Origin of the sequence: Parageobacillus galactosidasius (assembly GCF_002217735.1) — a bacterium.
GTDB classification, from domain to species: domain Bacteria; phylum Bacillota; class Bacilli; order Bacillales; family Anoxybacillaceae; genus Parageobacillus_B; species Parageobacillus_B toebii.
In genome coordinates, this window is record NZ_NDYL01000001.1 from 831,215 (window position 1) to 852,316 (window position 21,102).

19 protein-coding genes and 1 other annotated feature are annotated in these 21,102 nt (G+C 44.1%); of the genes, 15 read left to right on the forward strand and 4 right to left on the reverse strand.

What is annotated here, in order from left to right; all coding sequences use genetic code 11:
- Window positions 1-5 precede the first annotated feature (5 nt).
- The 8 genes from argJ (at window position 6) to clpB (ending at window position 11,493) form a co-directional block, all read left to right on the forward strand.
- On the forward strand, window positions 6-1,247 hold the full coding sequence (gene argJ / locus B9L23_RS04430; protein WP_012749424.1) for a bifunctional ornithine acetyltransferase/N-acetylglutamate synthase: 1,242 nt from the start codon (window positions 6-8) through the stop codon (window positions 1,245-1,247).
- Between the two features lie 15 nt (window positions 1,248-1,262).
- Window positions 1,263-2,036 (forward strand): acetylglutamate kinase, encoded by a 774-nt coding sequence (argB, locus tag B9L23_RS04435; protein WP_012749425.1) that lies wholly within the window; start codon window positions 1,263-1,265, stop codon window positions 2,034-2,036.
- Complete coding sequence (locus B9L23_RS04440; RefSeq protein WP_089096950.1) at window positions 2,036-3,196, forward strand: acetylornithine transaminase; 1,161 nt, start codon at window positions 2,036-2,038, stop codon at window positions 3,194-3,196. The genes argB and B9L23_RS04440 overlap by 1 nt, the downstream gene beginning before the upstream one ends.
- Window positions 3,197-3,276: 80 nt before the next feature.
- A complete protein-coding gene (locus B9L23_RS04445; RefSeq protein WP_062679123.1) occupies window positions 3,277-4,347 on the forward strand; it encodes a carbamoyl phosphate synthase small subunit in 1,071 nt (356 codons plus the stop codon).
- Window positions 4,340-7,462, forward strand: a complete 3,123-nt coding sequence (locus B9L23_RS04450) for a carbamoyl-phosphate synthase (glutamine-hydrolyzing) large subunit (RefSeq protein WP_089096951.1) — start codon at window positions 4,340-4,342, stop codon at window positions 7,460-7,462. The genes B9L23_RS04445 and B9L23_RS04450 overlap by 8 nt, the downstream gene beginning before the upstream one ends.
- Window positions 7,459-8,397, forward strand: a complete 939-nt coding sequence (gene argF, locus B9L23_RS04455) for an ornithine carbamoyltransferase (RefSeq protein WP_012749429.1) — start codon at window positions 7,459-7,461, stop codon at window positions 8,395-8,397. The genes B9L23_RS04450 and argF overlap by 4 nt, the downstream gene beginning before the upstream one ends.
- Before the next feature lie 118 nt (window positions 8,398-8,515).
- Window positions 8,516-8,695, forward strand: coding sequence for a YjzC family protein (locus tag B9L23_RS04460; protein WP_062753763.1), 180 nt, complete (start codon window positions 8,516-8,518; stop codon window positions 8,693-8,695).
- A gap of 203 nt (window positions 8,696-8,898) precedes the next feature.
- Window positions 8,899-11,493 carry an ATP-dependent chaperone ClpB gene (clpB, locus tag B9L23_RS04465; protein ID WP_081189639.1) on the forward strand — a complete coding sequence of 865 codons (2,595 nt, stop codon included), beginning with the start codon at window positions 8,899-8,901 and terminating at the stop codon, window positions 11,491-11,493.
- 50 nt (window positions 11,494-11,543) lie between these two features.
- Here the strand turns inward: clpB and B9L23_RS04470 are convergent, their stop codons facing one another.
- The gene (locus B9L23_RS04470; protein WP_012749433.1) at window positions 11,544-11,726 is read right to left on the reverse strand and encodes a YjzD family protein; all 183 of its coding nucleotides are present in this window, start codon (window positions 11,724-11,726) and stop codon (window positions 11,544-11,546) included.
- Window positions 11,727-11,867: 141 nt separating this feature from the next.
- On the opposite strand from B9L23_RS04470, the gene B9L23_RS04475 reads away from it, so the two are divergent.
- Window positions 11,868-12,599 carry an alpha/beta hydrolase family protein gene (locus tag B9L23_RS04475; RefSeq protein WP_089096952.1) on the forward strand — a complete coding sequence of 244 codons (732 nt, stop codon included), beginning with the start codon at window positions 11,868-11,870 and terminating at the stop codon, window positions 12,597-12,599.
- A gap of 88 nt (window positions 12,600-12,687) precedes the next feature.
- Here B9L23_RS04475 and B9L23_RS04480 read toward each other — a convergent pair whose 3' ends face one another.
- Entirely contained in the window at window positions 12,688-12,939 is a 252-nt protein-coding gene (locus tag B9L23_RS04480; RefSeq protein WP_062679118.1) for a hypothetical protein, read from the reverse strand.
- A gap of 172 nt (window positions 12,940-13,111) precedes the next feature.
- Here B9L23_RS04480 and B9L23_RS04485 point away from each other — a divergent pair, with 172 nt between their 5' ends.
- The 5 genes from B9L23_RS04485 to B9L23_RS04505 all read left to right on the forward strand — a co-directional run bounded on the left by B9L23_RS04485 (window position 13,112) and on the right by B9L23_RS04505 (window position 17,314).
- The gene (locus tag B9L23_RS04485; RefSeq protein WP_089096953.1) at window positions 13,112-14,044 is read left to right on the forward strand and encodes a beta-ketoacyl-ACP synthase III; all 933 of its coding nucleotides are present in this window, start codon (window positions 13,112-13,114) and stop codon (window positions 14,042-14,044) included.
- 35 nt (window positions 14,045-14,079) lie between these two features.
- Window positions 14,080-15,321: a beta-ketoacyl-ACP synthase II gene (gene fabF, locus B9L23_RS04490; protein WP_012749437.1), complete on the forward strand. Its 1,242-nt coding sequence runs from the start codon at window positions 14,080-14,082 to the stop codon at window positions 15,319-15,321.
- A gap of 97 nt (window positions 15,322-15,418) precedes the next feature.
- Window positions 15,419-16,210 (forward strand): DUF2268 domain-containing putative Zn-dependent protease, encoded by a 792-nt coding sequence (locus B9L23_RS04495; RefSeq protein WP_089096954.1) that lies wholly within the window; start codon window positions 15,419-15,421, stop codon window positions 16,208-16,210.
- A gap of 71 nt (window positions 16,211-16,281) precedes the next feature.
- Window positions 16,282-16,488, forward strand: a complete 207-nt coding sequence (locus tag B9L23_RS04500) for a YuzI family membrane protein (protein WP_012749439.1) — start codon at window positions 16,282-16,284, stop codon at window positions 16,486-16,488.
- A gap of 85 nt (window positions 16,489-16,573) precedes the next feature.
- Window positions 16,574-17,314, forward strand: a complete 741-nt coding sequence (locus tag B9L23_RS04505; RefSeq protein WP_012749440.1) for a YjbA family protein — start codon at window positions 16,574-16,576, stop codon at window positions 17,312-17,314.
- 119 nt (window positions 17,315-17,433) lie between these two features.
- Here the strand turns inward: B9L23_RS04505 and trpS are convergent, their stop codons facing one another.
- Both trpS and B9L23_RS04515 read right to left on the reverse strand, forming a co-directional pair.
- Window positions 17,434-18,420, reverse strand: coding sequence for a tryptophan--tRNA ligase (gene trpS / locus B9L23_RS04510; RefSeq protein ID WP_012749441.1), 987 nt, complete (start codon window positions 18,418-18,420; stop codon window positions 17,434-17,436).
- Window positions 18,421-18,467: 47 nt separating this feature from the next.
- Window positions 18,468-18,712 (reverse strand) — a binding site (T-box leader).
- Window positions 18,713-18,763: 51 nt separating this feature from the next.
- Complete coding sequence (locus tag B9L23_RS04515) at window positions 18,764-19,135, reverse strand: DUF3899 domain-containing protein (RefSeq protein WP_062679116.1); 372 nt, start codon at window positions 19,133-19,135, stop codon at window positions 18,764-18,766.
- Window positions 19,136-19,303: 168 nt separating this feature from the next.
- On the opposite strand from B9L23_RS04515, the gene B9L23_RS04520 reads away from it, so the two are divergent.
- The gene (locus B9L23_RS04520; protein WP_089096955.1) at window positions 19,304-20,740 is read left to right on the forward strand and encodes a DDE-type integrase/transposase/recombinase; all 1,437 of its coding nucleotides are present in this window, start codon (window positions 19,304-19,306) and stop codon (window positions 20,738-20,740) included.
- The last annotated feature ends 362 nt before the right edge of the window (window positions 20,741-21,102 follow it).

A 21,102-nucleotide genomic window follows, 5' to 3' on the forward strand; every position in this document is an offset into this window, starting at 1 on the left:
AAACGATGGTGATCGCAAAGCAAGAAAAGCATGGAACGAAAATTTCTTATATTGCGGAAGGAACGGTCGTAACTCCAAAAGGATTTAAAGCGGCAGGCGTGCATGCCGGTTTGCGTTACGCGAAAAAAGATTTGGGCGTTATCGTATGCGATGTGCCAGCATCTTGTGCCGCGGTTTATACACAAAACCATTTTCAAGCCGCCCCGCTGAAAGTAACGCAACAAAGCATCGCGGCCGAGCAAAAATTGCAGGCGGTAGTCGTCAATAGCGCATGCGCGAATGCGTGTACGGGAGAAAGAGGATTAAAAGATGCGTATGAAATGAGAGAATTATGCGCACAACAGTTCAGCATTGCCCCGCATCTTGTTGCGGTCGCCTCCACTGGTGTGATCGGTGAATTTATGCCGATGGAGAAAATTCGGGAAGGAATGAAAAAATTAGAGCCAGGCGACTTGCCGGAAAATGCGGAGGCGTTTCAAACAGCGATTTTAACGACTGATACGGTCATGAAAAAAGCTTGTTATCAGACAACGATTGACGGAAAAACGGTAACGATCGGAGGCGCGGCGAAAGGTTCGGGAATGATTCATCCGAATATGGCAACCATGCTCGCGTTTGTGACGACCGATGCCAATATTTCTTCGCCGGTATTGCAAGAAGCGCTTCGTTCCATTACAGATGTATCCTTCAATCAAATTACGGTAGATGGAGATACGTCCACGAACGATATGGTAATCGTTATGGCGAGCGGACTTGCCGGAAATAAGGAATTAACGCCGGATCATCCAGACTGGGAAAACTTTTATGAAGCGCTGAAAAAAACATGTGAGGATTTAGCGAAACAAATCGCCAAAGATGGCGAAGGGGCGGCGAAGCTCATTGAAGTGCGCGTGAACGGGGCGAAAACGGACGAGGATGCGAAAAAAATCGCCAAACAAATCGTTGGCTCTAATTTAGTAAAAACGGCGGTCTATGGTGCTGACGCAAACTGGGGAAGAATTATCTGTGCAATTGGCTACGCAGATGCAATGGTGAATCCGGACAATGTCGATATTTCGATGGGACCGATTGTCATGCTAAAAGGAAGCGAACCGCAGCCATTTTCCGAAGAGGAAGCGAGAGCCTACTTGCAAAATGATGAGATTATCATTGAAGTAGATCTTCATCTCGGCAACGGAACAGGAGTTGCTTGGGGCTGTGACTTAACGTACGATTATGTGAAAATTAACGCGAGTTATCGCACGTAATAAGGGGAGAGGGAGATGGGAAAGACGATTGTCATCAAATGTGGAGGGAGCGTGTTAAGTGATCTGTCGCCGTCGTTTTTTACAAGTTTACAAGAGATGTACGCACAAGGTATGAACATTGTTCTCGTTCACGGCGGCGGACCGGAAATCGGACAAATGCTAAAACGGCTAAACGTGCCGAGTGAATTTGTGAACGGTTTGCGCAAAACGACAAAAGAAGTACTAGAAGTAGCAGAAATGGTTTTAGCAGGAAAGGTAAATAAGCAGCTTGTGGCATTGCTGCGGCAGCATGGGCTGCCTGCCGTGGGCGTTTCCGGTGTAGACGCCTGTTTATTGCAAGCGGCGCCAATCGATTTAGCGAAGCTCGGATACGTTGGGGAAGTCGTCAATGTCAATGCCGATTTTGTTCATCAGCTATTAAAATCACGTTACATTCCGATCATTTCACCGATCGGTGCGGATAAGGATGGCCAAAAATATAATATTAACGCCGATACAGCAGCGGGGGCGGTAGCGAAAGCGATCAAGGCGGCGCAATTGCTATTTGTGACGGACGTTCCGGGGATTTTGCGAAACGGTTCTATCGTTGAACAGGCAACGATCGATGTGATTGAACGGATGATGAATGAAGGGATTATTACAGGAGGAATGATTCCGAAAGTAAAAGCAGCGATTGCCGCGTTATCGGAATCGCTTCATGAAGTGATGATCGTAAGCGGGAAAACACCGTTTTATGAAAACGGGCAATTGCATGGAACGACGATTCGAAACGAAGTGGGGGTCTATTAATGGGAGCGTTATTTCCGACATATAACCGTTGGAATATTTGTATACAATCAGCGGAAGGGACGACGGTTACCGATATAAACGGAAAACAGTATTTGGATTTTGTTTCCGGGATCGCCGTCTGTAATCTTGGCCACCGTCATCCTGCTGTGCAGAAAGCGATCGAAGAACAGCTTGAGCGGTTTTGGCATGTTTCTAATTTATTTACCATTCCGCTTCAGGAAGAGGTAGCGGAACTTCTTGCGGCAAATAGCTGCGGCGATTATGTGTTTTTCTGCAATAGCGGCGCGGAAGCGAACGAAGCGGCATTAAAATTAGCGCGCAAACATACGGGGCGACATAAAGTCATTACATTTAAGCAATCGTTTCATGGACGGACGTTTGCGACGATGTCGGCCACAGGACAAGAAAAAGTATACAAAGGGTTTGGCCCGCTTTTACCACAATTTATCCATCTGCCGTTTAATGATATCGAAACACTGGAAAACGAAATGAACGAAGATGTTGCGGCGGTAATGGTGGAAATTGTTCAAGGAGAAGGTGGAGTCAGACCGGCCGATAAAGCGTTTTTGAAAAAAATAGCTGAGCTTTGCAAGCAATACGGCGCGCTATTGATTGTTGATGAAGTGCAAACCGGCATCGGCCGCACTGGCAAACCATTTGCCTATCAATATTTTGATATCGAACCGGATATTATTACAAGTGCGAAAGGGTTAGGAAGCGGCATTCCAGTTGGTGCGATGATTGGCAAAGCGTTTTTGAAAGATACGTTTACCGCAGGGGTTCACGGTTCGACATTTGGCGGCAATCCAATCGCGATGGCAGCCGCAAAAGCGACGTTGCAAACGATTTTTCAGCCTGACTTTTTACAAGACGTACAAGAAAAAGGAACGTATTTCTTAACGAAGCTTCAAGAGGCATTAAGCGAATTTTCGCTAGTAAAAGAAGTTCGGGGACTTGGGTTATTAGTTGGCATTGAATGTGATGAGGACATTACAAAACTAATCCCATTTATTCACAAAAATGGACTGCTTGTATTAACAGCTGGTCCGAATGTGATTCGGCTATTGCCGCCGCTAGTCGTTTCAAAAGAAGAATTAGATCAAGCGGTAGGCATTATCAAACAAACAATACAGAAAGAAAAAATCGCAGCTACGAAGTAGTCGATAGCTGCGTCTTTATCCTTAATAGGTGAATAAAAATTCTGTAATATAAATAAAAATTCGAGCATGAGGTGTCATTCATGGAAGCATATTTGCATTTAGCAAACGGAAAGACATTTGTCGGACAGTTGGAATCGCCGCTTCCAAATGAAGAAGTGAGCGGAGAAATCGTTTTTTTTACCGGCATGACCGGGTATCAAGAAGTATTAACCGATCCTTCTTATAAGAATCAAATCATCGTGTTTACGTACCCGTTAATCGGAAATTACGGGATTAACGCAGATGATTTTGAAAGCAAGCGCCCGCATGTACAGGCGGTTATTGTATATGAAGCGAGCAGCAAAGGATATCATTACGAAGCGAAATACAGCTTAAAGGAATACTTGCAGCAATGGAATATTCCGTTGCTTTCCCATGTTGATACGCGTGCATTAGTAAAGGAAATTCGCAATGAAGGGACGATGATGGCACAACTTACTGTTTCACCGTCATGTAACACGGCGGCATTTCATGAAAACCCGTTTCCTGTTCATGATGTGTCGACTGCGAAAATCGAAACATACGGAAGCGGCGGGCCTCATCTCGTATTAATCGATTTTGGCTACAAAAAATCGATTTTGCAGTCATTGGTAGCGCGGGGATGCAAGGTTACCGTCGTTCCGTACCATACTTCATTTGAAATGATCGAATCAATGAAGCCGGATGGAATCGTGTTGTCCAATGGTCCAGGAGATCCAAAACAACTTTCCAAGCAGTTAGCAAACATTCGCCAAATTATTGACCATTATCCAACGTTAGCGATTTGTCTAGGTCATCAGTTAGTGGCGCTTTCATACGGCGCAGACACGGAAAAACTTCGCTTCGGCCATCGGGGAGCAAATCAGCCTGTGTATGATACGGTAAAACAAAAAGTGTTTATGACATCACAAAATCATAGTTATGTGGTTAAGAAAGAAAGTTTAGCCAACACCCCGTTTAATATCCGATTTACAAACGTCAATGACGGTTCCGTCGAAGGAATAGTACACCGCCACAAACCAATTTTATCGGTGCAATATCATCCGGAGGCGCATCCAGGTCCTAGCGATACGAACCATATTTTTGACGAGTTTTTGCAAACGGTAGTAAAAGGAGAGAAAGTATATGCCTAAAGATACATCGCTGCAATCGATTTTAATCATCGGATCCGGTCCGATTGTCATCGGACAGGCGGCGGAGTTTGACTATTCCGGCACACAAGCGTGTATTGCCTTAAAAGAAGAAGGGTACCGCGTTATTTTAGTGAATAACAATCCGGCAACGATTATGACAGACGAAGTTCATGCCGATGCCGTGTACTTTGAGCCGTTGACGGTGGATAGCGTGGAGGCGATTATCGCGAAAGAGCGACCAGACGGGCTATTGGCGACATTTGGGGGACAGACGGGACTAAACTTAGCATTTCAGCTTCATGAAGAAGGAATTTTAGAAAAATATGGGGTGAAACTGCTCGGAACTCCGATTGAAGCGATTAAAAGAGGAGAGGACCGCGAAGCGTTTCGCGCGCTCATGTATGAATTAGGCGAACCAGTTCCGGAGAGTGAAATTATTACGAGTGTCGATGAAGCGGTCGCTTTTGCCGAAAAAATCGGATTTCCGATCATTATTCGCCCCGCCTATACACTCGGAGGAACGGGCGGGGGAATCGCAGAAACGATGGAACAATTTATTGATCTAGTCGAAAAAGGACTCGCGGAAAGTCCAATTACGCAATGTCTTGTTGAACGAAGCGTAGCTGGATATAAGGAAATTGAATATGAAGTAATGCGCGACCATACGAATACGTGCATTACTGTTTGCAATATGGAAAACGTCGATCCCGTCGGCATCCATACCGGTGACTCTATCGTTGTTGCTCCATCGCAAACGTTGACGGACGAGGAATACCAAATGTTGCGATCTTCAGCCATCAAAATTATTTCGGCGCTCGGTATCATTGGAGGATGCAACATTCAGTTCGCGCTAGATCCGTTTAGCAAACGATACTATTTAATTGAAGTAAATCCGCGTGTCAGCCGTTCATCGGCGCTTGCATCGAAAGCGACGGGATACCCGATCGCACGCATAGCCGCGAAATTAGCAGTCGGCTATACATTGGCGGAACTTCTTAATCCAGTAACGAAAACGACGTACGCAAGCTTTGAACCAGCACTCGATTATGTCGTTGTAAAATTTCCGCGCTTGCCGTTTGATAAATTTCCTTTCGGCGATCGCCAGCTTGGCACGCAAATGAAAGCGACGGGAGAAGTGATGGCGATTGACCGCAACATGGAACGAGCGTTTCAAAAAGCGGTTTACTCATTAGAAGGTGCGAATAACGGATTGTATTTACCAGAACTTGCTTCCCATACAGATGATGAGCTCAAACAACTGCTTGTTCGAAAAGATGATCGCCGCTTTTTTGCGATTCTCGAATTGTTCCGTCGCGGAGAAAGGATCGATACCGTATATGAATTAACAAAAATCGACCGTTTCTTTTTGCATTCGTTTTATCAGCTGATCGAATTAGAAAAGAAAGCGAAAGAAACGAGCTTAGAACATATTGATGAATCGACGTTCCGTCTGTTGAAAGAAAAAGGGTTTTCTGATGCGTTTTTAGCGGAAGTATGGAACGTGAAGGAAAAAGACGTAAGAGAAAAGCGAAAACAACTTGGCATCGTTCCGGCATATAAAATGGTCGATACGTGCGCGGCAGAATTCCATTCAGAAACGGATTATTACTATTCGACATATTTCGGCGAAGATGAACGGAAAAAAAGCGATAAAGAGAAAGTATTGATTATTGGCGCAGGACCGATTCGAATCGGGCAAGGAATCGAGTTTGATTACAGCTCTGTCCACAGTGTGTACGCACTTCAAGAAGAAGGATATGAAACGGTATTGATGAACAATAATCCGGAAACCGTCAGCACTGATTTTGCTGTGGCTGACCGTCTCTATTTCGAGCCGCTTACTTTAGAAGAAGTGTTGAACGTGATAGAAGCGGAACAGATTAAAAAAGTCATTGTTCAGTTCGGAGGACAGACGGCAATTAATCTCGTGAAAGGGCTCGAAGAAGCGAATATCACTCTTCTCGGCGTCACTTATGATGTGATTGACCAGCTTGAAGATCGTGATCGTTTTTATCAGCTATTAGAAGAATTGGATATTCCGCACGTACCGGGAATGATGGCAAATAACGAAGAAGAACTTATTTCGAACGCCAAAAAAATCGGTTATCCGATATTGCTTCGTCCTTCTTATGTCATTGGCGGCAGAGGAATGTTCATTGTGAAAAATGAACAACAATTATGCGCGCTGCTAGAGCAGCGAATAATTACGTACCCTGTGCTGATCGATGCATATTTAGACGGAAAAGAAGCAGAAGTCGATGTTGTTGCGGATGGAAACGATATTTTACTTCCGACGATTATCGAACATGTGGAAAAGGCTGGAGTACATTCAGGAGACAGCTATGCAATGCTGCCAGCGCAAACGATTACGGATGAAGAACAATCCAAAATCATTACGTACGCCGAAAAAATTGTAAAGAAATTACAATTTAAAGGCATTATGAATATTCAATATGTCATTGCCAACGATCAGGTATACGTATTGGAAGTGAACCCGCGCGCAAGCCGGACCGTTCCGATCGTCAGCAAGGCAACAGGCATACCGCTCGCGCAAATTGCGACAAAATTATTGCTTGGGAAATGTTTAAGCGATGTCATTGACGAAAAACAGCGGCGTTTGGCGAGCTTGCCATATATTGTTTTAAAATATCCGGTATTTTCGACATATAAATTGCCGGGAGTCGATCCGCTTGTTGGACCAGAAATGAAGTCGACGGGAGAAGGAATCAGCATTGCAAAAACAATGGAAGAAGCGGCGGCAAAGGCGTTTTATTCGTATTTAGCAAAAAAACATAAAGCACGAGAAATTTATGTGAACGGTGAAATAAGCGATGAACTTCTTCAAATTATAAAGGAAAAACAATTAATCATTGTTTCCGACATACCGTTTTCCGAATGGATAAAACGAAAGGAAGCGTTAGCGTTTTTAGATTTGCAAAAAGACGGAAACAGCCAATATAGAATGCTTGCGTTGTCCCGGCAAATTATGACGTTTACAGAAATCGAAACGTTCTGTCTCTTTTTACAAGCGGTCGGTGTGAAAAAGTTTTCTGTTTTATCCATTCAAGAATGGCTTGAAAAGAAAAAACAAATCGAGAAAGCGGTGATTGTATGAAAACAGTCGTTTCATTAAAAGGAAAAGATTTTTTAACATTAATGGACATTTCAACAGAAGATATTCATTATTTGTTGACACTTGCCAAGGAATTAAAGCAAAAACAGCTTGCCGGACAATTGTATACTCCGCTTGTTGGAAAAACGTTAGCGATGATTTTTGAAAAACCATCCACCCGCACGAGAGTATCATTTGAGGTGGGAATGACCCAGCTCGGTGGTAGTGCGCTTTATTTAAATAGCAATGATTTGCAGCTTGGACGAGGAGAAACGATCGCCGATACGGCGAGAGTATTATCGCAATATGTTGACGCGATTATGATTCGCACATTCGCTCATCAAAAATTGGAGGAGCTCGCTGAATATGCGACGATTCCGGTTATTAACGGACTGACCGATGATGATCACCCGTGTCAAGCGCTGGCTGACTTATTAACGATTTATGAAGTGAAGAACACGTTAAAAGGATTGAAACTTGCCTATGTCGGTGATGGCAACAACGTCGCACACGCGCTTATGATTGCGGCTGCAAAAGTTGGCATGGACTGTGTGATCGCTTGCCCGGCTGGTTATGAGCCAAAAGAGAAGTATGTAAATGCGGCAATGCAAATTGGAAAACAAACAGGAGCGAATGTTGCAGTCACGCATAATCCAGTCGAAGCGGTCACCAACGCGGACATCATTTATACAGACGTATGGACGAGCATGGGGCAAGAACAAGAAAGCGAGCAGCGTCTTGCGGTGTTTCAACCGTTTCAAGTCAATTGCGAATTAGCAAAACATGCAAAACCTGATTATATGTTTCTTCATTGCTTGCCAGCCCACCGCGATGAAGAAGTAACAGCCGATGTGATTGATGGACCAAATTCGTTTGTCTTCCAACAGGCCGGAAATCGGCTTCACGTACAGAAGGCGATTTTACTATCGTTATTATGACGAAATCGCACCGGAGATATGCCGGTGCTTTTTTCATGCAGCCATTATTTGTATGGTTATGAACAAAGGAACAGACGGGAATGATAAAAATATACTTCGGATAAGGGGGGATGCTGCAATGGGACAACAGCGCCATTTCCAACCAGGCGACAAAGCGCCGAACAACGGTATATATATTGAAATTGGCGAAACAGGTGATAACGTCAAAAATCCAAAAAAAATAAAACTAAAAGCAGGAGATACGTTCCCGGAAACATCAAATCACAATCGCCACTGGACATATAAGAGAAAACCATAATAAAGAAAAGCGGAGGCGGCCCAATTTCGCCTAAAGGCTGCCCACGTCCTGTGGGCAACGGCGAAATGCCGTCATCCCGGTTCCGTATATTCCCCACTACAAAGCCATTCCTATATTGGAGTGGCTTTCTATTTGAAAAGAAAAGTCGGCATCCGCTATAATATACTTAAAGGTCAAAAAAGGTCAAAAGAGAGGGAAAGTCGATGAACGCAAATAAGTTTACGGAGAAAGTGCAGGAGGCTTTTCTTGAGGCTCAATCGATTGCCATTCGGCGCCATCATCAGCAACTCGATGTCGAACACTTGCTGCTCGCATTATTGCAGCAAGAAGAAGGGCTTGCGAGAAGAATCTTCACACTGCTTCGAGTTAATATAGACGCATTCACTCATGAACTGCAAATGTTGTTAAAGAAAAAGCCAGAAGTGCTTGGGGCTGGTGCGGAAAACCTTTATATGTCCCAACGGCTGCAGCGATTGTTGACAAAAGCGGAAGAAGAAGCAAAAAATATGCAAGACGAATATATTTCTGTTGAGCATTTACTGCTTGCCTTTACATCGGAGGCCGATGATATCGGACGGCTTTTTCATCGTTACAACATTAACCGTTCTTCATTGTTGCACGTATTGACGGAAATAAGGGGGAATCAGCGCGTGACAAGTTCAAATCCAGAAGCTACATATGAAGCATTAAAAAAATACGGCCGCGATTTAGTCGCTGAAGTGAAAGCGGGAAAAATTGATCCTGTCATTGGTCGTGATAGCGAAATTCGCCGTGTTATTCGCATTTTATCACGCAAAACGAAAAACAACCCGGTGCTTATCGGGGAACCGGGTGTTGGGAAAACGGCAATTGTAGAAGGATTGGCGCAACGCATCGTTCGCAAAGATGTTCCGGAAGGATTGAAGGATAAGACGATTTTTGCTTTAGATATGAGTTCGCTCGTCGCCGGGGCGAAGTTTCGCGGCGAATTTGAAGAACGTCTAAAAGCGGTATTGAATGAAATAAAGAAAAGCGAAGGGAGAATTATTTTATTTATCGATGAATTGCATACGATTGTCGGTGCCGGAAGGGCAGAAGGAGCGATAGATGCGGGCAACATGTTAAAGCCGATGTTGGCGCGCGGCGAGCTGCATTGCATCGGTGCAACCACACTTGACGAATACCGGCAATATATTGAGAAAGATCCGGCACTCGAACGGCGCTTCCAGCAAGTTCTTGTCGAAGAACCGAGCGTGGAAGATACGATTTCGATTTTGCGCGGCTTAAAAGAGCGGTTTGAGGTTCATCACGGTGTAAAAATTCATGACCGTGCCCTTGTTGCGGCGGCGACATTGGCCGATCGCTACATTTCGGATCGATTTTTGCCTGACAAAGCGATTGACTTAGTCGATGAAGCATGTGCGACCATCCGTACCGAAATGGATTCCATGCCATCGGAGCTGGATGAAGTGATGCGCCGCGTCATGCAATTGGAAATCGAAGAAGCAGCATTGCGAAAAGAAACAGACGAAGCGAGTAAAGAACGTCTTGAAGCGCTCACCAAAGAGCTGGCTGACTTACGGGAAAAAGCGAACAGTATGAAAGCGCAATGGCAGCAGGAAAAAGAAGCTATCCAGCGCGTGCGTGACGTTCGCGAAGCGCTGGAAAAAGCAAAGCGGGAATTAGAAGAAGCGGAAAATGAATACGATTTAAATAAAGCAGCAGAACTTCGTCACGGCCGCATTCCGCAGTTAGAAAAACAATTAAAGCAGCTTGAACAACAAATGAATGAAAATAGTCAAGAAGGCCGTCTTCTCCGCGAAGAAGTAACAGAGGAAGAAATTGCGGAAATCGTTTCGCGATGGACGGGAATCCCGTTAACGAAATTAGTCGAAGGAGAGCGGGAAAAGTTATTGCGTCTGCACGAATTGCTGCATGAACGAGTCATCGGTCAAGATGAAGCGGTTGAACTTGTTGCTGATGCGGTGTTGCGGGCGCGTGCTGGCATTAAAGATCCTAATCGTCCGATTGGTTCCTTTATCTTTTTAGGACCGACAGGAGTCGGGAAAACAGAACTAGCAAAAACGCTCGCACAAGCGTTGTTTGACAGTGAAGAACAAATGATCCGCATCGATATGTCCGAGTATATGGAAAAACATGCTGTTTCTCGCTTGATTGGAGCTCCTCCGGGCTATGTCGGCTATGAAGAAGGAGGACAGCTAACGGAAGCGGTGCGGCGCAAACCGTATTCCGTCATCCTGTTAGACGAAATTGAAAAGGCGCATCCAGAAGTGTTCAATATTTTATTGCAAATGCTGGATGATGGGCGTATTACTGACTCGCAAGGACGTACCGTTGATTTTAAAAATACGGTTGTGATTATGACATCGAATATCGGGTCGCATTTACTGCTAGAAGGAGTTACGGAAAATGGAGAGATTAAAGAAGAGACGCGTGAGCAAGTATTACAGCAATTGCGCGCTCATTTCCGCCCGGAATTTTTAAACCGAATCGACGACATTGTTTTATTTAAGCCGTTAACCATGAATGAAATAAAAGGAATCGTGACAAAGTTTGCGAATGAATTAGCGAAACGGCTTAGCGACCGTCATATTTCGCTTTCTTTGACAGATAAAGCAAAAGAATATATCGCCGAGTCTGGATTTGACCCGGTTTACGGGGCGCGTCCGTTAAAACGATTTATGCAAAAGCAAATTGAAACACCGCTTGCAAAAGAAATTGTCGCCGGACGTGTGAAAGACTACAGCACAGTTGTAGTGGATTACCGGAACGGGCAAATTGTTGTAGAAGTCCAATAATAGAAACAAGGCTGTCCTTCATTTTAGGACAGCCTTGTTGTTAGTTTTTCTTAGTGGTGTTCTATCGGTTCATCAGGAATCAAGCTTGCTACAATAATAACCAAAATAGTAAAGATCGCCCCTAATAAAGCCCCTGTTGAAAAATTATATGGAATTCCTTGCATAGAGCCAATGACGTATGTAGCCATTTGCACTAAAAGGAACGTCCAGAAAAACGTCCAAAAAAGCCGCATGCTTCTTCCCCCCAATCTCTCTAGCTTCCTTTTCTTATCTTACCACAACTTGATCTTTTAGGCATATACCCGTACTTTTTTTTTCATTCCGCATACTGTATATTGTACAATTATGCATCGTAAAAGCAAGGGTGGATATCAATGACGATTCAACAACGATTTTTTCAGCTCGACGATCAGTGGTGTATCATTCATTTGCCAGAGCGCCCAAACGGATTTGCTGTCTTTATTATTGGCGATACGAATCATTTTGTTAATGAACATACAAGTTTTTGGATAGAGCACAAAGGACGCCATCATCTTCTTTGCGAGTTGCTCGAATATGGTTATACCATTTTTTACTCTCATTTATACGGCCGGCATTGGGGAAGCCCTAAAGCCGTACGCTTGGCTAAGCAACTTATTTACTACGTATTAAAAAGTGAAATATTAAACAATCGTATTTATATTCTTGCGGAAGGAATGGGAGCGCTTGTGGCTTTGCAGCTCCTTGAAACAATGCCAAAGCAAATCCGCGCGATTGTGATGTTAAGCCCTTGTCTAGATTTACGCGCTCAACTTGAGTATGAAAAGGAAAATAAGTTTTTTTATAAGCGAATGGCAAGAGAAATAGCGCTTGCATACGATATAGACGAGGCAAATGCCGAAAAAGCGGTTCCTTCACTGCTGCTTGTTCCGCATCAAGTTCCAATAAAAATATGGCAATTATCAGGAATTACTCCTTACCCATCCTCTCTACATTGTCGAAAATATGAGCAATGGATGAGGACGACTAACCATAACGTTCATGTGATTTATTGTTTGCCGGAAAAACGGTACCAATTTGGCAAAGCGATCGATCAATTTTTTCAACAATATAATGAGCTTTCATGAATTCCTCTATTGACGATCGGAACGGTAGAGGAATTATTGTTAGTTATTAAGAGTTAATAATAAAAGAGGCGCCGTCTAACGACGCCTCTTATTTTTTAAACATATCTACCAAAGAAGTAATTTTTCTCATCAATGGTTTTAATTGGTCAAACGAAGCGACCAGCGTATCAATATTTTGAATGATCTGCATAAAATCAATGTCTTGCTGTGAAGAAGACTCCGTACGAGCAGCTGGATTATCATGTGATTGATGAGATCGTGGAGGAAAGGGACCGAACATTAAACGGGAAAAACGATCTAACTGCTCGCTAGGTTGTTTTGACTGCTCTTTATCATCCATCGTAACACCGCCTCCTTTTCTTTATCTTTATTAGCACTGTATGTAAAAAAATAAGAAGTGACTAGACAAATCACATGTGTTACATATTTCTATTGCGCGTTTTTTCTATTTCCGATAAAATTAGTACCAAGTAATAATAATTGGTTATATACTACTAAAGGAGATGTTCAGTGTGGGAGCAGGTATTATTGGAATCGGTCGGTATTTGCCGGAAAAGGTGTTAACAAATTTTGATTTGGAAAAGATGATGGATACGTCTGATGAATGGATTCGGACGAGAACGGGAATTGAAGAACGAAGAATAGCCACTGATGATATGGATACTTCCGATATGGCATATTTTGCAGCGAAAAAAGCGATCGAGGACGCAAAAATTTCTCCGCAAGATATTGATTTAATTTTAGTAGCAACGGTAACTCCTGACAGGGCATTTCCATCTGTGGCCTGCATGCTGCAGGAACGGCTTGGAGCGGTAAAAGCAGCAGCATTGGATATTAGCGCGGCATGTGCCGGTTTTATTTATGGAATGGTCACAGCAAGCCAATTTATTGACAATGGTGCATATCGTTATATATTGGTAGTGGGAGCTGAAAAATTATCCAAAATCATCGATTGGAATGACCGCAATACGGCAGTGCTATTCGGCGACGGTGCTGGTGCGGTCGTGATGGGGCCTGTTTCCGAGGGACGTGGTATTTTATCGTTTGAATTAGGTGCAGACGGAACAGGAGGAAAACATTTATATAAAGAAGAATATATCGTAATGAACGGTAGAGAAGTGTTTAAATTTGCCGTTCGTCAAATGGGTGAATCGTGCATTCACGTCTTAGAAAAAGCGGGATTATCGAAAAACGACGTTGATTTTCTCATTCCACATCAAGCGAATATTCGCATTGTCGAGGCGGCAAGGCAGCGTCTTGAACTGCCGGAGGAGAAAATGTCAACAACTATTCGAAAATATGGAAACACTTCAGCGGCTTCCATTCCGATTTCTATTGTCGAAGAATTGGAAGCAGGTAAAATCAAAGATGATGATCTCATAATTATGGTTGGATTTGGCGGCGGATTAACGTGGGGTGCAATCGCTTTACGTTGGGGCCGCTAGCAGCTCAATACGGATAAAAAGGAGAGACGGAAGCGATGGAAAAAAGACGAGTCGTTGTTACAGGTCTTGGTGCAGTAACACCGCTTGGAAACGATGTGGAAACAACATGGAAAAACATTATTGCCGGCAAGTCGGGAATAGGGGTGCTTACTCGTGTCAATCCAGATGAATTCCCGGCGAAAGTAGCAGCAGAAGTGAAAGATTTCAATCCGGAAGACTTTATGGATCGACGTGAAGCACGTAAAATGGATCGTTTTACGCAATATGCTGTCGCTGCCTCGTTGATGGCGGTAAAAGATGCAAAATTAGAAATTACAGAAGAAAATGCGGCAAGAGTCGGCGTTTGGATCGGATCTGGCATCGGCGGAATGGAAACGTTTGAACAGCAGTTTGAAATTTTCCAACAACGCGGCTACCGTCGCGTAAGCCCGTTTTTTGTGCCGATGATGATTCCGGATATGGCAGCAGGGCAAGTATCTATTATTCTAGGTGCAAAAGGAATCAATTCTTGTACGGTCACTGCTTGTGCAACAGGGACAAATTCCATTGGTGATGCGTTCAAAGTCATTCAACGCGGCGATGCCGATGTAATGATTACTGGCGGTACAGAAGCGCCGATTACGAAAATGGCGTTAGCCGGATTTTGTGCAAATACGGCATTATCTACGAACCCAGACCCAAGAACGGCAAGCCGTCCGTTTGATAAAAATCGGGATGGCTTTGTCATGGGTGAAGGCGCCGGCATTCTCGTATTAGAAGAGCTAGAGCATGCGTTGCGCCGGGGTGCGCCGATTTATGCGGAAATTGTCGGCTATGGTGCGACAGGGGATGCATATCATATTACTGCGCCGGCTCCAGGCGGAGAAGGCGGTGTTCGCGCGATGCGCCAAGCGTTGGCGGATGCGGGAATGAATCCGGAAGAGATTGATTATATTAATGCCCATGGTACAAGTACGGAATACAATGACAAATATGAAACGATGGCGATTAAAGAAGTGTTTGGCGACCATGCATACAAGCTTGCGATCAGCTCGACAAAATCGATGACCGGTCATTTGTTAGGAGCGGCTGGAGCAGTAGAAGCGATATTTTCCGTATTAGCGATTAAAGATGGAATGATTCCGCCGACGATGAACTATGAAACTCCTGATCCGGAATGCGATTTGGACTATGTGCCAAATGAGGCAAGAAAGCAAGAAGTAAACGCAGTGTTAAGCAATTCTCTTGGATTTGGCGGACATAATGCAACGTTGATTTTCAAAAAATATACAAAATAATGGAAAACGGCTATCTCGATAGAAGAGAGATAGCCTTTTTTCACCTCTTTTTCTTTTCCGTCATACGATAGAAAAAACGGAAAAAGAGGTGAAAAAGATGCCTGTTATTCGTACCGACCAATGGCTCGATGAATGGCATGACAATCCTATTCGGCTATGCCAACATCTAACTTCCTACTTTCCAAACGCCAGAGCACGTGATATTTATCTTTATCTCGTGCGTTACGGTATGTATCAACCGTCAAAAAATATCGGAGAAATGATTAAGCAAATGAAACAAAAAAACATATGGGAACGAGTCGAGGCGGTTTACGAGAAGCGAAAAAAGGAATGGAACGGTCCAGATGTGCCTCTTTTTCTTTTTCCAGCAGACACACATAATCGAAAATTGGCTCGTGAGTTTAATAGTAAAGGCGGAGTCGCTTTTCACGATAAATTGCTTATTTTTTTATTACCGCATCATACGGACAAAGAAATCGAGGCATTGATCACACATGAGTATAATCATGTTTGCCGCCTGAAAAAACAAAAAAAGGAAGATGAAGGCGTTACACTTTTAGACGCGATCGTACTAGAAGGACTTGCCGAAAATGCTGTTGGCCGTTATGTTGGCAAGAGTCATCAAGCAAGTTGGACGACCTATTACTCAGATGAACAACTTGATCATTTTTGGAAACGATATGTTTCACCATATCAGTCAATTTTACCACAACATCCGTTATATTCTCGACTTCTCTATGGTCTCGGTTTTTATCCAGTCATGCTTGGCTATGCAGTGGGATATTATATAGTCCGTCGTTGCCTTGAACATGGTGCTCGCTTTTCCGAGTTAATGGGCATTGACTCAGAACAGATGTTGCATCTTGCTTCGTCAGAGAAAAAGGAATAGTCATGATGATCATCGGGTGCTCATATATGTAAAAATAAGATGGACAAGTTAAGAGAAAGAAGAGGGACCCGATGATTCGCATATTTATTTATTTAGTCGGTTTTGGAGTTTCTGTCATTGGCGGGATAACCGTTATTGCTTATTTAAACATTATGACGCCAGAGCGGGGATGGAGCGAATATTTTTCATATATTTGCACAAGAGTAGAATGTTATTTATTACCAATAGGACTTTTACTAATGTGGGGAAGCTTATACTTCCCTTACCGAGAAGAGTAATGGATAAAAAAGGGTAGTATGGAATAAAATTCGCCCCCTCTGCCTATACTGATGGACAAATAGGTTTAGAAGTGAGGGGTATCGTATGCTGTATCTGCATGATGTTTGGGTCAATTGGTTTGAAGGGGAAGAGAACGGATACAACGTATGTCATTTCCATGAATGGCGGAAAGATGATCAAGTGGAACTGCTCGATCAAGTACCGCTTCTCAAAGTGTCTTCTGCGCTATTCAACTATATTGAAAACAGTTTATCGGAAATCCCAAAGCAGCTTCTTGAAGACGTATACCAAAAAGCATATGTGCGAAAAAATCATGAACGCATTCAGCTTGATTATTGTTTTGTCATTACAGACGGTTATGGCATTCTTGCTGTTGATACGATTGGTTATAACATTCCGATTCGGAAAAGCCGCCTTATTCCGAGACAGGAGCAGCTAGTATACGAAATGGTCGCTGAACATCAAGAAGAACCATATCCGCTGCCTGCTCATGAAAAAGAGTATCATATTTTGTCGCCCTCCCCTGAATGGATGATGGGACTTACACGAAAGGAACGACAGCTTAAACAACTTTTATTTATGGCGCTTGACCAACTTCATTTGACGAAAAACGTTGCAGAGGTACGCTACTGGTATACGGAATGGGCGCCGCAAAAATATCCTGATATTCAAAAAATGTCGTTTGAAGAGGCATGGCAGCACTTATACGAAGAGACAAAATACGGCTGGTCCGACAAACATGAGCAGCTATGCGAAAAATTAATTAAAGGACAGCCGTTTTTTGAAAAGCTTTGGGAAATGGAACAGGAGCCAAAAGTGAATTAAGAAAAATAAAGTCGCAATGATGAATGATATTTCTGCCAGAGTCAGCATAGGAAAGCTTAATAAGCATATAAAACATATAAAAAAGCAAGCCATCGTTCGGCTTGCTTTTATTATTTGTTTTAGCGTCTTCTTCCAAGCCCTATCGCTTGTTCCATTTTTTCAAGCATTTCCGTTGCTACTTTGTTTGCTTTTTCTGCTCCTTGGTCAAGCACTTGGTCAAGCGTGCTGCTTTCCAACAAGTCGTAATATTTTTCTTGGATCGGAGTAAGGGTGTCAATAATTACTTGGGCAAGATCAGCTTTAAATACGCCATATCCTTTCCCAGCATATTCTTGTTCAAGTTCTTCAATCGTTTTATTGGCTAAAATCGAATAAATGTTAAGGAGATTGGAAATTCCCGGTTTATTTTCTTTGTCATATCGGATGACGCCTTCAGAATCGGTTACAGCGCTTTTTATTTTCTTTTCAATCGTTTTGGCATCATCAAGAAGTGTAATAAACGACTTTTTGTTTGGATCCGATTTGCTCATTTTTTTCGTTGGATCCGTAAGTGACATAATGCGTGCACCGATTTTTGGAATGCGCGGTTCTGGAATCGTAAAAATCTCTCCATACCGTTTGTTAAATCGTTCCGCTAAATCGCGCGTCAATTCAATATGTTGTTTTTGGTCCTCTCCAACAGGAACGATATCGGTTTTATACAAGAGAATATCCGCAGCCATCAATGGAGGATAGGTAAGCAGCCCGGCGCTCACTGCTTCTTTTCCTGCCGATTTATCTTTAAATTGAGTCATTCTTTCTAGTTCACCGATATAAGAAATGCATTGCAGTATCCAACCCGCTTGGGCATGGGCAGGAACTTCCGATTGAATAAACAAAGTAGCTTTATTCGGATCAATGCCGACCGCCAAGTAAAGAGCGGCTAAGCTGCGAATGTTTTTTTGCAGTTCTTCCGGATCTTGCGGAACGGTAATGGCGTGTTGATCGACAATGCAAAAATAGCAGTTGTATTCATGCTGCAATTCCACGAATTGCCGCATTGCTCCGATATAGTTACCAAGCGTAATGACGCCGCTTGGCTGAATTCCTGAAAAGCTCGTTTTCATAACACCACTCCTTTTTTATCAATTTAAAAAGGCCCTACCCCCTGAGAGTTAGGGACGATAGGACCGCGTTGCCACCCTAGTTATTGCACATGACGTGCAATCACTTTGCCCATGCTTTTTATATGCATGGCGCCTTGATAACGTAAGGCAGACGTCCAAAGCCTACTAAAGCCAACTGCTCATTCAGCCGGATGCTCGAAAGCCCATTCCATATTGCTAGCCGCTTGTTCGCACCACCCACAAGCTCTCTGAAGGCATCGCAATATGTACTCTTCTTTCTCATCGCATGTTTCATATGATTGATTGCTTTATATTATAAAACAATGCGATAGTTGCTGCAACTTTATCGTATGGCATATCCGGCGGCAATCATCAAGAGAAACAGAATAAGTCCTGAAAACAAGAAAGGATACGTAATGGCGAATTTTTGGGGATGAACCGGCTGCTCAGCGGATATTCCTTGCAGCTCCGCTAGATAACGTTTCGCTTTCGAACTGCCTTTGCGCAGCTTCCGAAACCCATATGCAAAACCGTTAAAAAAACCCTGTTCATACACGAATAAAAACCCGCCGATCACGAGAGGCAAAAGCGAAAGCAAAAACGTAACATTGACAAAAGAAAGAAACGTCCATTCTCCCCGAAATAGAACGATAAAGAAACTAATGATTAACATGGCTGCCGTAAGCAGGCATGTACTTCTAGCAATTGCCTTCATTTTATGCCCCCTAAACAGCTAAAGGTATTGTCAAAAGTTTATCCTCCACACTCACTGTTTTTCATTGAGTTTCAACGGTTAGAATAAAAAAAGCTTGCCACCCCCGTTGTTTTAGGCCATCATTGAGGTAACCCCACACCCAACACCCAAAACAAAGGAGTGACAAGCTTGTTACCTCAATTATTAGCCTATTTGCTCGAAATAATCAAGTCCCAACATCAAATCATTGTCTATTTAATTGGTGCCTTATTAGGAAAATCCTTAAGCCGCAAAGACATGGACGAACCGGTTCGAAAACCGTACCGAAAACTTCAAGTCGATGACCTTCCCATCATCGTTGTCCCAGAAACACTCGACTACCGGCAGCTTTTAGCCGACTACGAAGCCCGGCACGGCCGTCCGTTGCCGCCGATCCAACGCCGGGACAACGCTAAACACCGTGTTCCGGATTCGTTGACGTGTCCCCGTTGCCAGGCGCCGTCATCCTACCTGTACGCCAACAACGGCGGAAAAGGGCAGTACCAATGCAAAGTGTGCCAATGCCGGTTCAACCATCGAAATCGGTTCAAAAAGCAAGCAGTCTTTCGTTGCCCGCACTGCTTCCAAACGCTTGAGAAAATCAAAGAACGCAAGGACTACTACATCTACAAATGCAAGAACAACGACTGCCCGTTTTACCAAAAGAACCTTCGCCGGATGAGCCAAAAAGAACGCCAACGGTTCCAGCAGAACCCTCAAGCCTTCAAGGTGCGGTATCTGTTCCGTGAGTTTTTGTTTGACTTTCAACCATTGGCCCCATCGTCGCCGAAAAAGCCAAAGGTCGATTTGTCTCGTCTGGCGGTGTCGTCGCACACCCTCGGACTCGTGTTGACGTACTACGTTAACTATGGGATGTCCTCCAGACAGACAGCCGGAATCATGAAGGATGTGCATGGCGTGTCGATCTCCCATCAGACGGTACTCAACTACGCCAATAGCGTCGCGCTCATGATTCAGCCATTTGTCGACCAGTTCCCGTACGAGCTGTCCGGCTCGTTCTGTGGGGATGAGACGTATATTCGCGTGAAAGGACGCTGGCATTACCTGTTTTTTATGTTTGATGCCGTGAAAAAAGTGGTGTTGTCGTATCGCGTCTCTCCCCACCGGGATGCGTTGTCGGCCATCCGGGCCATCGATGACGTCCTGCGAAAGCTGCCGTCCATCCCGGACGATTTGTCGTTCGTCGTCGACGGCAATCCCATTTACCTGCTGGCGCAGCACTTTTTTGCCCAGCATGGGATTCCGTTTGACGTCCGCCAAGTGATCGGACTGACCAATGAGGATCCGGTGTCCGAAGAGTTCCGCGCGCTCAAACAAATCATCGAGCGATTCAACCGGACGTTTAAAGGCAACTATCGGCCGACTCACGGATTTGGCGCGGAAGAAGGCTCGGTCTCCTTTGTCACGCTGTTTGTGGCGTATTTCAACTTCCTGCGCCCGCACGGTGCACTCGAAGGCCGGGTTCCTGTCGTCATCCCGGAGCTCGCCGACCTGCCCCATATGCCGGCCCGGTGGACGAAGCTGATCGCCATGGCTCAAGATTTCCTCCAACAAGAGGCAGCCTAACTTTTTTGTCCGCCGGAGCCCATGGATCAGAAGAACAGCCGGATTCGGCGAAGCGAACCCTTGACCAACCGAACCTCGTCAAAGGTAAAATTCGGTAAGGGCAAGGGCGGCTTTCCTATGCCCTCTTTTTTGTCCCCGTCGCCCTTGACGTCCCTTTCACACCTTTGGCGGGTGTTAGTCAAGGGCGAATCCGGCTCCAAGGATGCCTTACGATGCTCCATGGGATGGCGGATGTGGAGTTTTCATAAAACTTTTGACGCTACCCAGCTAAATTTTCAGTTTAATTGTATCACAAATAAACTCCGAAGATTTCTGTTTCCATAGCCAATTAGAAATATAAACTTTTTGAAGATATTATTAAA

Bases quoted from the DNA above. Each gene is read 5' to 3' on its own strand.
- B9L23_RS04475 (WP_089096952.1), top strand. From the start codon at position 11,868: ATGACGATTCAACAACGATTTTTTCAGCTCGACGATCAGTGGTGTATC.
- B9L23_RS04460 (WP_062753763.1), top strand. From the start codon at position 8,516: ATGGGACAACAGCGCCATTTCCAACCAGGCGACAAAGCGCCGAACAAC.
- B9L23_RS04495 (WP_089096954.1), top strand. From the start codon at position 15,419: ATGCCTGTTATTCGTACCGACCAATGGCTCGATGAATGGCATGACAAT.
- argJ (WP_012749424.1), top strand. From the start codon at position 6: ATGGTGATCGCAAAGCAAGAAAAGCATGGAACGAAAATTTCTTATATT.
- B9L23_RS04450 (WP_089096951.1), top strand. From the start codon at position 4,340: ATGCCTAAAGATACATCGCTGCAATCGATTTTAATCATCGGATCCGGT.
- clpB (WP_081189639.1), top strand. From the start codon at position 8,899: ATGAACGCAAATAAGTTTACGGAGAAAGTGCAGGAGGCTTTTCTTGAG.
- B9L23_RS04500 (WP_012749439.1), top strand. From the start codon at position 16,282: ATGATTCGCATATTTATTTATTTAGTCGGTTTTGGAGTTTCTGTCATT.
- B9L23_RS04440 (WP_089096950.1), top strand. From the start codon at position 2,036: ATGGGAGCGTTATTTCCGACATATAACCGTTGGAATATTTGTATACAA.
- B9L23_RS04480 (WP_062679118.1), bottom strand. From the start codon at position 12,939: ATGGATGATAAAGAGCAGTCAAAACAACCTAGCGAGCAGTTAGATCGT.
- argB (WP_012749425.1), top strand. From the start codon at position 1,263: ATGGGAAAGACGATTGTCATCAAATGTGGAGGGAGCGTGTTAAGTGAT.
- B9L23_RS04515 (WP_062679116.1), bottom strand. From the start codon at position 19,135: ATGAAGGCAATTGCTAGAAGTACATGCCTGCTTACGGCAGCCATGTTA.
- B9L23_RS04445 (WP_062679123.1), top strand. From the start codon at position 3,277: ATGGAAGCATATTTGCATTTAGCAAACGGAAAGACATTTGTCGGACAG.
- trpS (WP_012749441.1), bottom strand. From the start codon at position 18,420: ATGAAAACGAGCTTTTCAGGAATTCAGCCAAGCGGCGTCATTACGCTT.
- fabF (WP_012749437.1), top strand. From the start codon at position 14,080: ATGGAAAAAAGACGAGTCGTTGTTACAGGTCTTGGTGCAGTAACACCG.
- B9L23_RS04470 (WP_012749433.1), bottom strand. From the start codon at position 11,726: ATGCGGCTTTTTTGGACGTTTTTCTGGACGTTCCTTTTAGTGCAAATG.
- argF (WP_012749429.1), top strand. From the start codon at position 7,459: ATGAAAACAGTCGTTTCATTAAAAGGAAAAGATTTTTTAACATTAATG.
- B9L23_RS04505 (WP_012749440.1), top strand. From the start codon at position 16,574: ATGCTGTATCTGCATGATGTTTGGGTCAATTGGTTTGAAGGGGAAGAG.